This is a genomic window from Burkholderia sp. 22PA0099 (assembly GCF_047497165.1).
Lineage (GTDB): Bacteria > Pseudomonadota > Gammaproteobacteria > Burkholderiales > Burkholderiaceae > Burkholderia.
This window is the reverse complement of the sequence record NZ_CP163164.1, coordinates 822,432-835,697: the sequence shown is the minus strand read 5'-3', so window position 1 is coordinate 835,697 and position 13,266 is coordinate 822,432. Positions and strand designations below refer to the sequence as shown.

Annotated in this window: 11 protein-coding genes; 6 read left to right on the top strand and 5 right to left on the bottom strand. The window is 65.4% G+C overall.

From position 1 onward, the window contains the following. Positions 1-743 precede the first annotated feature (743 nt). From AB4851_RS03670 to AB4851_RS03655, 4 genes are all read left to right on the top strand, one after another. Positions 744-1,706, top strand: a complete 963-nt coding sequence (locus AB4851_RS03670; protein WP_414448470.1) for a GlxA family transcriptional regulator — start codon at positions 744-746, stop codon at positions 1,704-1,706. Between the two features lie 135 nt (positions 1,707-1,841). Further along, positions 1,842-2,126 carry a hypothetical protein gene (locus AB4851_RS03665; RefSeq protein ID WP_414448469.1) on the top strand — a complete coding sequence of 95 codons (285 nt, stop codon included), beginning with the start codon at positions 1,842-1,844 and terminating at the stop codon, positions 2,124-2,126. A 274-nt stretch (positions 2,127-2,400) separates the two neighbouring features. Next, on the top strand, positions 2,401-2,841 hold the full coding sequence (locus tag AB4851_RS03660; RefSeq protein WP_414448468.1) for a VOC family protein: 441 nt from the start codon (positions 2,401-2,403) through the stop codon (positions 2,839-2,841). Between the two features lie 5 nt (positions 2,842-2,846). Then, positions 2,847-3,851 carry a homoserine dehydrogenase gene (locus AB4851_RS03655; protein WP_414448467.1) on the top strand — a complete coding sequence of 335 codons (1,005 nt, stop codon included), beginning with the start codon at positions 2,847-2,849 and terminating at the stop codon, positions 3,849-3,851. A 97-nt stretch (positions 3,852-3,948) separates the two neighbouring features. Here AB4851_RS03655 and AB4851_RS03650 read toward each other — a convergent pair whose 3' ends face one another. The 3 genes from AB4851_RS03650 to AB4851_RS03640 all read right to left on the bottom strand — a co-directional run bounded on the left by AB4851_RS03650 (position 3,949) and on the right by AB4851_RS03640 (position 7,769). Continuing rightward, positions 3,949-5,067: a Rieske 2Fe-2S domain-containing protein gene (locus AB4851_RS03650; protein ID WP_414448466.1), complete on the bottom strand. Its 1,119-nt coding sequence runs from the start codon at positions 5,065-5,067 to the stop codon at positions 3,949-3,951. A 332-nt stretch (positions 5,068-5,399) separates the two neighbouring features. Continuing rightward, positions 5,400-6,749 (bottom strand): MFS transporter, encoded by a 1,350-nt coding sequence (locus tag AB4851_RS03645; RefSeq protein ID WP_414448465.1) that lies wholly within the window; start codon positions 6,747-6,749, stop codon positions 5,400-5,402. 78 nt (positions 6,750-6,827) lie between these two features. Further along, positions 6,828-7,769, bottom strand: coding sequence for a 2-hydroxyacid dehydrogenase (locus tag AB4851_RS03640; protein WP_414448464.1), 942 nt, complete (start codon positions 7,767-7,769; stop codon positions 6,828-6,830). Positions 7,770-7,915: 146 nt separating this feature from the next. Here AB4851_RS03640 and AB4851_RS03635 point away from each other — a divergent pair, with 146 nt between their 5' ends. Next, complete coding sequence (locus tag AB4851_RS03635) at positions 7,916-8,809, top strand: LysR family transcriptional regulator (protein ID WP_414448463.1); 894 nt, start codon at positions 7,916-7,918, stop codon at positions 8,807-8,809. A 4-nt stretch (positions 8,810-8,813) separates the two neighbouring features. On the opposite strand, the gene AB4851_RS03630 is transcribed toward AB4851_RS03635, so the two are convergent. Next, entirely contained in the window at positions 8,814-10,016 is a 1,203-nt protein-coding gene (locus AB4851_RS03630) for a Fic family protein (protein ID WP_414448462.1), read from the bottom strand. Between the two features lie 642 nt (positions 10,017-10,658). After that, the gene (locus AB4851_RS03625; protein WP_414448461.1) at positions 10,659-12,056 is read right to left on the bottom strand and encodes a PLP-dependent aminotransferase family protein; all 1,398 of its coding nucleotides are present in this window, start codon (positions 12,054-12,056) and stop codon (positions 10,659-10,661) included. 265 nt (positions 12,057-12,321) lie between these two features. Between AB4851_RS03625 and cyoA the strand changes: the two genes are divergently transcribed. Beyond that, positions 12,322-13,266, top strand: a complete 945-nt coding sequence (gene cyoA / locus AB4851_RS03620) for a ubiquinol oxidase subunit II (protein WP_414448460.1) — start codon at positions 12,322-12,324, stop codon at positions 13,264-13,266.

Sequence of the window (13,266 nt, the reverse complement as noted above, 5' to 3'; positions counted from 1 at the left end):
AAGGATGCTATGCGATGCTCAATGCCTTTCAATATTTTTCAACCGTTTTTCTCTGCTAACTTGCAGATCCATTCATCGCCACATTTCTCCGTCAGACATCCGATAATAATTAGCTTCCGCACGGAATTTCCATTAAATCAGATTTAGGGGGGGGCGTTATTTTGCTTGCCAGATTCGAGAAAATTTCAAGAGCTTTACTTCTCAAAGTCCCGGGGCCAGATCCGATAGACCAGCCAACCAGCCAGCAATTGATAGTCCCCATCATTTACCCGACATTGGAACAACAAGCAAGAACAGCGGGACAAGCGTTAGTTTGAGCGCGAGCATGCTTAAATCGAGCGGATTTAAAGCGTGATGATACCCTCGTGCCCTCATCGCAGGGTGTCACTGTACCGCGAACGGCTGCTATGCGGACACCGAGACGAAGGACCGCTTCTGGCCGGTAGCGGCCGGCGCAACCGGCCGTATCCGACCCTGCACGGACGGCCGACCTCGACGCGACTGGGTTCGTTGTGCGATGAGCAAGAGATTAAGCCGACCGGCGGACTGCAAAAATATGTTCTTCCCCGTGACAGGCCCACATGACAATTCTCTTCCGAGACCAGCCTCACAAATCACCGCTCTATTCTTCTCGTAGCGCCTGAAATCCTCTCGTACGTCGAATAATCTTCTCGTTGAGCGGCCAATCCGCAGCCTACCGTGGTGCTATAGTCGCAAATGATAATTCAACACCTATTTGCGACATGAAACTCGCGATTCTCGTACTTGATGGAGTTTTCGACACTGGCCTCACGGTGTTGTTGGACATCTTCTCCACCGCCAACGAATTGGCGTCCGCCCAAGGGATCCCAGCCCCGTTATTCAACGTGGAGGTCGCAGGAGTTGGACGGAGCGTCCGCACAGCTCTTGGCTTGACTGCGACCGTTGAGCCAGCAACCACGGTTCGGAAGCCGGACTGGGTGGTCGTGCCGGCGCTCAACGCCAAGCAGCCGGAAAGACTGATTGAGGCATTGGGGCGCAAGGACGTTCTCGAAGCGGTCGCGCATCTTCGCGCGTGGCACGCAAGCGGCATTAGCGTCGCGGGAGCCTGCATAGGGACGTTCCTGCTCGCCGAAGCAGGCCTGCTCAATGATCGGGAAGCGACGACCTCTTGGCCGCTCGCGCCCTTGTTTCGTCAACGCTACCCAAGTGTGAAGCTAGACGATTCACGAATGATCGTCGCGGGCGATCGCGTGGTCACCGCCGGAGCGGCTATGGGCCATCTCGACCTCGCATTGTGGTTGGTGCGCCAGGCAAGCCCTGAAATAGCCGCGCTCGTTGCGAGATTGATGGTCGTCGACAAGCGGCCATCCCAGGCGAAATACATCATTCCGGATTTCCTAGCCCACGCCGATCCACTGGTAGAGCGCTTTGAACGATGGGCGCGCACTCATCTGGCAACAGGGTTTTCGCTTCAAGACGCGGCGCGTGCGCTGTCCGTCACGCCTCGTACCCTGCAGCGCAGGACCGAGGCCATACTCGGAAAGTCACCGCTCGCCTTTTTCCAGGACATGCGAGTGGAGCGCGCCCAGCACCTCGTCTCCCTGGGAGAGGATCTGGAAACGATCGCAAGCCAGGTCGGTTATGCCGACTCCACGACTTTGAGGAACCTGTTGCGGCGCCGGACTGGCCGCACCGTGCGAGAGATAAAGGCTGATCTACAGTGAACGGTTCGTGGCCTGTGGTTGATGCTGATGTCGTAAACGGTAGCGATAATGTCACAAACGACAATGGTGCTGATAGGGCACGCCGCTTAGGATTTACCTGTCGCTCTCGACACAAAACCTCTGCGGAAAACAATCATGAAAGTCTTGGCTATTGGAACGTTGAAGTCTCTCACTCAAGAACAGTCGGACAGAATTTTCCCGGCCGAAGTGCCGGCGACGCTCAAGCTTTATCTGGACGGCAAGATCGAGCAGTTCTGGCTGCGTGATGAAATGAAGGGCGCGATTTTTTTGCTAAATGTCGAGTCAGTCGCCGAGGCTGAGAACCTTCTTAAAGCGCTTCCCTTCACGCAAGAGAACCTGCATACGTTCGATCTGATGCCGGTAGGGCCGCTGCTTCCGCTGGGCTTTCTCATCAAGTAAGCCCGCGATTTTGGCGTCTCCGCTCAATTGACCTCACGCTGGACGGAGACGCTGCTCGATCTGTGCTCGCCGCGCTTTATCGCCAATCGCAGCACAGCGATGCCGGCTCCAATTCCGCTGCCCCCATCCACACCCCCGATACATCAAAAATTTCGATCATTAAACAAAAATAAATATCGTTTTCCATCGATCTCATGAATCATTAACATCATCGTCACGGTTCCCCGCCCAACCCGCAGCGAACCTCAACCCCCCACAAACCGGAGCCCGAACGATGACCACCCCCCAAACCCCCGCCCCCCTGCTGCCGTTCCACATCGCCTTCCCCGTCCACAGCCTCGAAGCCGCCCGCGCGTTCTACGGCGATCTGCTCGGCTGCCCCGAAGGCCGCAGCTCGGCGGAGTGGGTCGATTTCAATTTGTTCGGTCACCAGATCGTTGCCCACCTCGCGCCGGAAGAAGCCGGCATCGCCCCCACCAACGCGGTCGACGGCCACGGCGTGCCGGTCCGCCATTTCGGCGCGCTGCTGACGCTGGAGCAATGGCAGGTGCTGGCCGACAAGCTGCGCGCGGTGGGCACGAAGTTCGTGATCGAGCCGTATATCCGCTTCAAGGGCGAGCCGGGCGAGCAGGCCACGATGTTCTTCCTCGATCCGTCGGGCAACGCGCTCGAATTCAAGGCGTTTGCCGATCTCGGCAAGCTGTTCGCGAAGTAAGCGCCATGTCACGCTGCGATGTCGTGATTTCCGGGTTCGGCCAGATCGGCCGGGCCGTCGCCGGGCTGCTGGCGGCGCGCCACGCGCGCTATCGCGAGCGCTACGGCGTGAACGTGCGGCTCACGGGCATCAGCCGCTCGCGCGGCGGCCGCATCGATCGCGACGGCTTGCGCGATGCGCTCGACGCCGATGCGCCGCTCGATGCCGCGCTGACGGGCGAGGCGTTCGTGGCGGCCGCGCGGCCGCAGGTGCTGATCGAGGCCGGCCCGACCGACTACCGCACCGGCGGCGCGGGCTACGGCTACCTGCGCGCGGCGCTGGCTTCGGGCGCGCACGGCATCGCGATCTCGAAGGGCGCGCTGGTGTTCGATTACCCGGGGCTGCGCGCGCTGGCCGATGCGAATGGCGTGCGGCTGAAGATCAGCGGCGCGACGTCGGCCGCGCTGCCCACGATCGACCTGATCGAACTGAACGCGGCCGGTTGCGAGGTGAGCGTGATGGAAGGCATCTTCACGGCCACCACGAACTATGTGCTCGACCGCATGATGTCGGGCGTCGCGTTCGCCGACGCGGTGGCCGAGGCGCAGCGCGCGGGCATGGCGGAGCCGGACCCGCGCTTCGATCTGGACGGCTCGGATACGGCCTGCAAGATCTGCATCCTCGCCAACGCGGGCTTCGGCGCGCGGCTCGCGCTCGATGCGATCGCGCGCGACGGCATCGAGCGCGTGTCGCCGGGCGATCTTGCGCGCTGGCGCGCCGAGGGCCGGGTGCCGAAACTGGTCGGCCGCATCGAACGGCACGACGGCACGGTGAGCGCCTCGGTGCAACTGCGCACCTACGCGAGCGATCATCCGTTCGCGCAGGTGGGCGCCGGCATGAAGGCGGTGCGGATCGAGACGGACGCGATGGGCGAACTGCTCGCGATCGGCCGCACCAGCCCGCTGGCGACGGCCGCCGCCGCCTTGAAGGACTTCGAACATCTGCTGATGCAGGGCATCGCCGCGCGTTAGGCGTTCAGGCATCCGGAATGAAAAAAGCAGGCGCGCAGCCTGCTTTTTTTATGACCGTCGGGCAGAGCGCAGCGCGTGGCGCGCCGCGCGGTGAAGCTCAGGCCGCCGGCCCGATCTCGCGGTGGATCGGGATCACGGTGCGCCCGCCGTTGTTGCGCAGCACGTCGCGCAGGTCGTTGATGACGGGGAACACCTCGTTGTTCCAGTCGGCGCCCTGCATGTCGTGCGCTTCCTGCTCGCGTTCGACGATCCAGCGGTCTTCCTTGAAGATCCGCTCGGTGAACCACACCAGCAGCGGCCACGCGAAATCGAGCGCGAACGGCACGGACGGCTTGCGGATCGACAGCATGCCGAACGTCCGGTTGGTGCGCTGCTCGGCGTCGAGCGGCACGTAGACGATCCAGAGATCCATCACCAGCGTGCCTTCGCTCGACAGGATCTTCAGCTTTTGATACGGATATTCGGTGCGGATCGTCATGACGCTCTTGTCGCTCTGATCCTGCGGCTTCTTGCTGGCGCCGAACACGAGCGCCTCGCCGATCGGCTGCTTGCCCTCGGCGCGCGAGAACGTGTAATCCACTTCCACCCAGCCGTCGCCGCGGCGGCGGCCGAGCGAACGCGCCTTCATCTGGCCCATCTCGCGGCGATGCAGGAACTGATGGTTCATGTCCATCAGGTTCTCGTGCATGAACGAGTAGTGGCATTTGACCTTGCGGCCGAAGCGGCGGGTCTTGTACTTCGGGTCGGACACGGTGGGCAGCGCGGGCACGGGTTTTTCGGCGGCCAGCGCGGGATCGCCGGTAAACACGAAGATCAGGCCTGCCACTTCCTGGCACGGATAGGAACGCACGCCGTTGGGCAGGCGCTCCTTGCCGAGATAGGGGACATCGACGCACTGGCCGCTGCAATCGTAGGTCCAGCCGTGATAGCCGCAGCGCAGCGCGTCGCCGTCGACCACACCGGCGTGCAGCGGCACTTGGCGGTGCGCGCAGCGATCTTCGAGCGCAAAAACCGTTCCCGATTCACCTCGGAACAGCACGATCGGATCGCCGGCGAAATGCACGCCGAGCGTCTTGCCGCGCTTGAGTTCGCGCGACCAGGCGAGGGGATACCAGAAATCGGGATGAATCGGCACGCGGCGCAGATCGCGCACGGGGAGCGTGACGGTGGAATCGGTGGCGTTGGGGTTCGTGTTCTGCAGGGGCACGGCGTGCATGCGGGAGCATCTCCTGGCGTTGCGGGCGCATGGGACCATCGCGGCGGAACGCGAAGGGCAATCGGAGGAGTGTAAGCGAAAGTGAGGCGGCTCAGGCATGCCTTGTGAAGCAAACATGACAGCCGGCAGGCAAGGCAGGGGCGGATCGGGCCGCGGATCGGGCCATGAAACAGCTGGGGCAGCCGCCCGCGCCGGAGGCGATTCGTCAGGGGGACTGACGGTCGGCGGGGATTTTCAGCGGCGGCTCGGCAACCGGCGACGCTCGGCCATCCGAAACAAAGGCGCCGCGTGCCGCCGTGTGCCGGCGCGAGGCGGCCGGCACGCGGTGCGCGTCAGGCGGGCAGTTCGACGCGCCGCAGCTTGCCGGCCAGCAGGCCGTAGGCGAGGATCGCGACGATCCCGTGCGCGCCGACGAACCACAGCGCGCGGTCGAACGAGCCGGTGGTGGCCACCACGAAGCCGATCACGAGCGGCGTGACGATGCCGGCGGTGTTGCCGATGCCGTTGAAGATGCCGCCGCTCAGGCCGGTCATGTCGCGCGGCGCGACGTCGGCGAGCACGGCCCAGCCGATCGCACCGAGCCCCTTGCCGAAGAACGCCAGCGACACGAGCACCACCACCATCGTGTCCGATTCGGCCCACGGCGCGAGCATCAGCGAGGTGGCGAGCGCCATGCCGATCATGAACGGCGTCTTGCGCGCCACCGAGGTCGAGCAGCCGCGCCGGATCAGGAAATCCGACAGCAGGCCGCCGAGCACGCCGCCGCTGAAGCCGCAGATCGCCGGCAGCGCGGCCACGAAGCCCACGGTCATGATGTTCATGCCGCGCGCCTTGACGAGATAGATCGGAAACCAGGTGATGAAGAAGTAGGTCAGCGCGGTGATGCAGTACTGGCCGATATAGACGGCCCACAGCGTGCGGCTGGTGAACAGCGCGCCGATCTCGCGGCGCGTGAAGCGGCGGCGGGTGCCGGCCTGGGCGCCGTCGAGGCCCACCAGCGCGCCGTTGGCGGCGATATGGTCGAACTCGGCGCGGCTCATGCGCGGGTGCGAGCCGGGGTCGCGCAGCACGGCGAACCACAGCACCGCCATCGCGAGGCCGAGCGCGCCCATGAAGAAGAACACCTGGTGCCAGCCGAACGCGTGCGTCAGCCCGGCCATCAGCGGCGTGAAGATCACCACGGCCAGATACTGCGCCGAGTTGAACAGCGCGCTGGCGGTGCCGCGCTCGTTGGTCGGGAACCAGGTCGCGACGATCCGCGCGTTGCCGGGGAAGGCCGGCGATTCGACCAGGCCGAGCATGAAGCGCATCACGAACAGCGCGACGGTGGCGCTGGCCGCGCTGCCGAACAGCGACACGCTGCCTTGCGCCATCGTGAACACCGACCACAGCACGATGCTCGCGCCGTACACGCGGCGCGCGCCGAACCGGTCGAGCAGCCAGCCGCCCGGAATCTGCCCGATCGCATAGGCCCAGCCGAACGCGGAGAACACGATGCCGAGCGCGCTCGGCGAGAGGCCGAGATCCTTCGAGACGAAGGTGCCGGCGATCGAGAGCGTGGCGCGGTCGGCGTAGTTGAGGACGGTGACGCTGAAGATCAGCGCCAGGATCCAGTAACGGAAATGGCCGATGCGCTCGCTGGCGGCTGCGGCCTTCGACGTCGTGATGTCGATGCTTTTCATGTGTCTCCTCCCTGATTTGGCGGGATGGTTCTGGTTATCGCTGCGGTTGCGCGGCCCGGGTCGGATCGCCCCGGCGCGTCACGGCGTGACGCTCGTATCGGGCCGGCGGCCGGCGAAACTGGCGGCGAGGCTGTCGAGCACGATCGCGCCCATCGCCTCGCGGGTCTGCACCGTCGCGCTGGCGCGATGCGGTTGCAGCACCACGTTCTGCATGCCGAACAATTCGGCCGGGGCGTTCGGCTCGTCCACGAACACGTCGAGCCCGGCGCCTGCGATGCGGCCGTCGGCCAGCGCGCGCACCAGGTCCGCCTCGTTGACCAGCTTGCCGCGCGCCACGTTGATCAGATAGCCATCGGGGCCGAGCGCGTCGAGCACGCGGGTATCGACGATGCCTTCGGCGTTGTCGGCCGAGGCGGCCAGCACCAGCGCGTCGCTGTCGGTGGCCAGTTGCGCGAGATCGGCGACGAAGCGGTACGGCACGTCGGGCAGCTCGCGCAGGTCGGTGTAGGCGATCGGGCAGCCGAACGCGGCGGCGCGCGCGGCGATCGCGCGGCCCACCCGGCCCAGCCCGACGATGCCCACCCGCATGCCGCTGAACTTGCGCGCGAGCGGCAGTCCCGGCGCCTTGCCCCACTGGCCGTCGCGCACGTGGCGGTCGCCCACGCAGAGGCCGCGGCAGGCCGACAGCAGCAGGCCGATCGCGAGGTCGGCCACGTCGTCGGTCAGCACGCCGGGCGTGGTCGAGACGTGCAGGCCGCGTTGGCGCGCGTAGTCGAGATCGATGGCGTCGGTGCCGATGCCGTTGATCGCGACGATCTTCAGGTTCGGCAACTGGTCCATCACCGCGTTGCGGATGCCGGAGGCGCCGCCCGTGACGACGCCCTGGATCAGCGTGCCGATCTCGCGCAGGTAGCCGGCCGGCTCCGCATGCTCGTAGTAGCGATGCAGCGTGTAGCGCTCGGCCAGTTGGCGCTCGAGCGAGGGCAGGACGGGGTTGATCAGCAGGATGTCGAACGGCATGGCGGGCGGTGTCTCGAACGGCTTGAAATGGGAATCGGCGGCGCGCCGGCAGGCAAAGGGCGAGGGCGGCCCGGTGCGAACGAGTATAGGCAGGCGATCGATCGAGGTCTAAGCTATATTCCGCATCGATCAATACAAAAATTGGAATGAACGTCGAACTCAATCATCTGCGTTGTTTCGTGGCCGTGGCCGAGGAATTGCACTTCGGCCGGGCCGCCGCACGGCTGTTCATGACGCAGCCGCCGTTGAGCCGGCAGATCCAGTTGCTGGAGGAATCGCTCGGGCTGCTGCTGTTCGAGCGCAACAGCCGCAGCGTGAAGCTCACCGCGGCCGGGCGCGGCTACTACGACGATGCGCTGCGCATTCTTCGCCTGACCGACCAGGCCGCCGATGCGGCCCGGCGCGTGGCGCGCGGCGACGAGGGGCAGGTGACGGTGGGCTTCACGGCCGTGGCCGGCTACCGGCTGGTGCCCGAACTGCTGGCGGCGGCGCGCGTGCAGTTGCCGGGCATCCGGCTGGTGCTCAAGGAGATGGTGTCGGTGGTGCAGATCGAGGCGCTGAAGGCGCGCGCCATCGATATCGGCATCCTGCGCGCGCCGTCGGCCGACCCCGAGATCGCCACGGCGCGGCTCGCGCGCGAACCGCTGATGGTGGTGCTGCCGGCCGCGCATCCGCTCGTGCGCCGCAAGACGATCGCCGCCGCCGATCTGGCCGGCCAGCCGTTCGTCATGTATTCGGCCGACGGCGGCAAGTATTTCCACGATCGCGTGCTGGCGCTGCTGACGGAGGCGGGCGTGTATGTCGACGTGGCGCAGCAGCTCGACCAGACGCATACGGTGCTGACGCTGGTGCGGGCGGGAATCGGCGTGTCGATCGTGCCGGCCTCGGCGCGCGAGCTGGGCATGCGCGACGTGACGTTTCGGCCGCTGTGGGCGCGCGACGCGGTGGCGGATCTGGATCTGGGCTGGCGGGTGGAGCGCGACAGCCCGGCGGTGGAGCGGTTTCGGGCGTTTGCGATGGAGGGGCGGGGGGGCGGATAAGGCGTTATTCGGTATCGACTTCCGGCCAGAGGCGCGGAAAAACGAAGCGCAGGCTTTGCAGCGGCAGATCGAACGACAAGTCGTCTCGATGCGAGGTGGATTTCAGAATGCCGAAATCGAGCAGGCTGCGGATGACGCGACGGCCGGTGGTTTCGCCTTCACCGAGCATCCGCGCGAAATCCGCGCGGGGTAACGGGCGTTGCAATGCGATGAATTCGAGCGGGAGTGCAGCTTGCGCGGCTCGGATGACGGATTTCTCCGAGCCGATTTGCCACGGGTTGGCTTCGAGATATTGCAGGAGATCCTTCAAACGCTGGGCAAAGCCGCCGGCGTCGATCATCTTCAGCATGAAATCGACTTGATCGAGGCAGCAATCGAGGAAGTAATCGACAAAGCGGATCAAGCCTTCCTGCGAAAGATTGCCTCGGCCATCGAGATCGTTTCGACGGGTCATGTCGGCGTCGGCCAACCGGGTGTAATAGGCTTCGTGGCTTCGTGCAAAGCCGCGAAGCGGCGACCAGAGGCCCCGGGTCAAGCCTGCCGCGTTCAGCGCGAGATGCGAATGCAAACGGCAGACGCGCCCGTTGCCGTCGATAAACGGGTGAACCCAGGCCAATCGATGATGCGAGCATGCAATCGCGATCAACTGAAGCTCGCGCGGGCGGATGAACCGATAACCCAGGCTCCACTCGGCCAACAGCGGTTCGATCATGTCGACTTCGGGCGCGGTATGCCGCCCGACGGTGACATCCTTGTCGCGCAGCGCACCGGGCACGATCGGATCGCCATCCGGCGTCACGCGCAGTGCTTCCGGCATGGCGGCAAAGAACCGTGCGTGAATGTCGCGTACCCGGGCCGGGTCGAATAGCTGCTGCACCGACATGTCCCGCCATTCGGCTTCCAGTTCCGATTCGGCGCGGATATGGGCAATGGCCATATGCTGCTTTCGAAAATCATCGACATCGGGCGAATACTCGCGCCGCAGTGCGGCCTCGATCTTGGCGGGGGTGGTGTGTTGCCCCTCGATCTTGTTCGTGTAATACGAATTCATGCTGCGCAGCCGTGGCGCAAGGGCCGCTGCCAACGGGGTGCCGTCGACTTTCAATAGCTGTTGCGTCTTGTCGATCAGTGCCGATGCGCGCTCGATCGAACCATTCAGAACGCGATCTTCCGGAAATAGGGGCTGGAACGTCGCGGTGGTCGTCATATGCGCTTCTGGCTGGCTCGGTGGAGGGAGAAATGGAGGGTTTCGTGTAGCCGAAATTCTGCCATAACTATTTATTTTGTATAGAGATTATTTTTATCGTGAAGGGTTGTTTGGAGGGTTCCATGAAGGGTTTCGAGGAGGCGTGAGAATGAACCCTTCTTCCGACACTTTTTCCCCATGCGCCTTTCTCTGCGATTTCTTAAGTTTCGCTTAAGCATCCTCCCCGACCATCTGCGCGCGTTATTTCCGCCCCCCGTGCCGACAAGCGATAACGACAGGAGAATGCCGATGCATTGCGAAGCGGCAAGCTTCGTGAGGCAGACGAGTGGCAGCGGTGCGTCGCCCGCCACGGCGCGCCGGATGCAAGCGCAAATGCAGGCACGGATGGCGGAAAGGGCGATGTTGCAGGCCACGAAATGCCGGCCTCGCAGCAGGCGGCGTTCGGCGGCATGTCGGCTTTGGCCGGCATGCCTCTTGACGCAATGTTCGGCGCACCGCCGGCTGTCCCGCACGCTCCTGCTCATCCCCTGATGTCTGCGCGCCTCGATTCGCACACCGGCGCGTCAACCCGACCGAACGACACATGCCAAACGGGCCGGGGAAAGCTTCCACGCTTCCCCCGGCCCGTTTCGTTTCCCCACCTCAAACGATCAACCCCCGCCCGCTCGACACATCGCTCGCCAGCAGCAGCGAAAGCCGCCGCAGCGCCGCATGCAGTTGCGTGCGGTCGGGCGTAGCGCCGAGCGACACGCGAATCGCGTTCGGCGCGCTCGCGCCTAGGTAAAACGCCGTGGACGGCGCCACCGCCAGCCCTTCGGCCCCGGCCGCCGCGGCCAACTCGCCCGGCGCCCAGTAACTCGGCAGCGGATACCAGAGATGAATGCCGGCCTCGCAGCCACCCGTGGTGCCGAGCATCTGCGCGGCGGCGCGCAGCCGTTCGCGCGCTTCGGCGCGCACGCCGTCCAGCACCTGCGCGGCCGAGCCGTCGTTGATCCATTGCGTGACGAGCGCATTGGTCAGCGGCGGCGACATCAGCGAAAACGAGCGCAGCGCGGTCAAAAACGCATCGCGCAACGCCTCGTCGGGCAGCGCGACGAACGCGGTGCGCAGCCCCGGCGACAGGCATTTCGACAAGGTCGATACATACACGACCTGGCCCGGTGCGATCCGCGCGAGCGGCGGCGGCGCGTCGGGCGCGAACAGCCAGTACGGATCGTCCTCGACGATGCGTACGCCGTGCCGCAACGCCACGCTCAACAGTTCCTGCCGGCGCGCGGCCGGCAACGTCGCGCCGGTCGGGTTCTGCAACGTCGGGTTCAGGTAGATGAGCCGCACCGCGCTGCCCTGCGGCTCGCGGCAGGCGGCGTCGAGCGCGTCGGGCCGCATGCCCTGCGCGTCGGTCTCGATCGGCCGCGCGACGCGCCCGAGTTGGGTGGCCGCCAGCGGCAGCCCCGGGTAGACGAGCGGTTCGCAGGCGACCGTGTCGCCGGGCGCGGTCATCGACACGATCAGCGCGGCCAGCGTGGCCTGCGCGCCGGGGCTGACGACCACCCGCGCGCGCGGCACCTCGCCGAGCATCGGCCGCAGCCAGCCGACGGCGGTGTCGCGGTCGGCCTCGCTGCCGCCGCCGAGGTGATAGGTCATCAGCAGGTCGATGTCGCTGCGCATCAGCACCTGCGACATGCCGCGCCGCAGCAGCATCTCCAGGTCGACGCCGGCCGGCGGCGGGGGGATGTTCATGCTGAGATCCACGCGCTGCGCCAATTCCACCTTCGGCGCGGCCACGAACGTGCCGAGCGGCCCGCGCGATTCGAGCAGATGGCGGCTGCGCGCCTCGTTGAAGCCGCGCGTGACGGTGGTCAGGTCGACGCCGAGCAGCGCGGCGATCTGCCGTTGCGGCGGCACGCGGTCACCCGGCTGCAAGCGGCCATCGGCAATCGCCCGCTCGATGAACGCGACGATCTGCAAGTAACGCGGCCCCCCGCCATCGGCCAGCGCGTCTTGCCATACATGTGAGGGTTCCGAAAGATTTTGCGGCATTCTGTCGCGGTATGTGTGTGTCATGTCTTACTCTACCATCCGACATCGAAGCGCGTAAATCCATACATAAAGTATTTGTATGCACGGCCACGCCGGCCGCGCGTTCCGGGGGCCGGCACGAACGGGCATCGATGCGGATGGGCGGGTTTGCGCGTCAAGCCAACACGGACAATCCATGCGCACACCATCTTCCCGAACCCCGCCCGGTGTCGAATCCGGGCCACCGCAGTCCCCGTCTTCCCACGCCTCCCCGCTGGCCGCCGCCATGCGCACGCTGCCGGCCGCCGCGTTGTTGCTGCTCGGCGGTTGCAGCAGCGTGCTGATGAACCCGAAGGGCGATATCGGCGTGCAGGAAAAGCACCTGATCCTGATCGCGCTGGGCCTGATGCTGCTGGTCGTGATCCCGGTGATCGCGCTCACGCTGTGGTTCGCGTGGCACTACCGCGCCACGAACCGCAGCGCCACCTACGCGCCGCGCTGGTCGCATTCGACCGCGATCGAAGTGGTGGTGTGGACCATCCCGTGCGTGATCGTGGTGGTGCTCGCCATGCTGATCTGGCGCACGACGCTGAGCCTCGATCCCTACAAGCCGATCGAATCGCGCGAGAAGCCGGTGCGGGTGGACGTGGTGGCGCTGAACTGGAAGTGGCTGTTCATCTATCCCGACTACGGCATTGCTTCGGTTAACGAACTGGCGGTGCCGGTGGGCACGCCGGTCGATTTCCGGCTGACGGCCGAATCGCTGATGAACTCGTTCTTCATCCCGCAGCTCGGCACGCAGGTCTACGCGATGCCGAGCATGCAGACCCGCCTGCACCTGATCGCCGATGAAGCCGGCACGTATCTGGGCCAGTCGGCGGCGTTCAGCGGCCCGGGCTTCTCGGACATGCACTTCAAGACCCACGCGACCAGCCGCGGCGAGTTCGACGCCTGGGTGGCGCGCGCCCGCCAGTCGGCCGTCTCGCTCGACGCTGCCGCCTACGCACGGCTCGCGCAACCGAGCGAGAAGAACGCGCCGACGCTGTACGCGAGCGTGGTGCCCGACCTGTTCGACAACGTCGTCGCCGCCTCGATGCGGGCCGGCTCGGCCAACCCGAGTTGCACGGCGGCGGAGCCGGGCGTGGTGGCGAAAACCATCAAGTCGGCCGACGCGGCTTCGATTTCCCTTTCTTCCGGCGGCGCGCGCTCGCCCCTTCTGGCTACCCGGTAA

Bases quoted from the DNA above. Each gene is read 5' to 3' on its own strand.
- AB4851_RS03670 (WP_414448470.1), top strand. From the start codon at position 744: ATGAAACTCGCGATTCTCGTACTTGATGGAGTTTTCGACACTGGCCTC.
- AB4851_RS03665 (WP_414448469.1), top strand. From the start codon at position 1,842: ATGAAAGTCTTGGCTATTGGAACGTTGAAGTCTCTCACTCAAGAACAG.
- AB4851_RS03660 (WP_414448468.1), top strand. From the start codon at position 2,401: ATGACCACCCCCCAAACCCCCGCCCCCCTGCTGCCGTTCCACATCGCC.
- AB4851_RS03655 (WP_414448467.1), top strand. From the start codon at position 2,847: ATGTCACGCTGCGATGTCGTGATTTCCGGGTTCGGCCAGATCGGCCGG.
- AB4851_RS03650 (WP_414448466.1), bottom strand. From the start codon at position 5,067: ATGCACGCCGTGCCCCTGCAGAACACGAACCCCAACGCCACCGATTCC.
- AB4851_RS03645 (WP_414448465.1), bottom strand. From the start codon at position 6,749: ATGAAAAGCATCGACATCACGACGTCGAAGGCCGCAGCCGCCAGCGAG.
- AB4851_RS03640 (WP_414448464.1), bottom strand. From the start codon at position 7,769: ATGCCGTTCGACATCCTGCTGATCAACCCCGTCCTGCCCTCGCTCGAG.
- AB4851_RS03635 (WP_414448463.1), top strand. From the start codon at position 7,916: ATGAACGTCGAACTCAATCATCTGCGTTGTTTCGTGGCCGTGGCCGAG.
- AB4851_RS03630 (WP_414448462.1), bottom strand. From the start codon at position 10,016: ATGACGACCACCGCGACGTTCCAGCCCCTATTTCCGGAAGATCGCGTT.
- AB4851_RS03625 (WP_414448461.1), bottom strand. From the start codon at position 12,056: ATGCCGCAAAATCTTTCGGAACCCTCACATGTATGGCAAGACGCGCTG.
- cyoA (WP_414448460.1), top strand. From the start codon at position 12,322: ATGCGCACGCTGCCGGCCGCCGCGTTGTTGCTGCTCGGCGGTTGCAGC.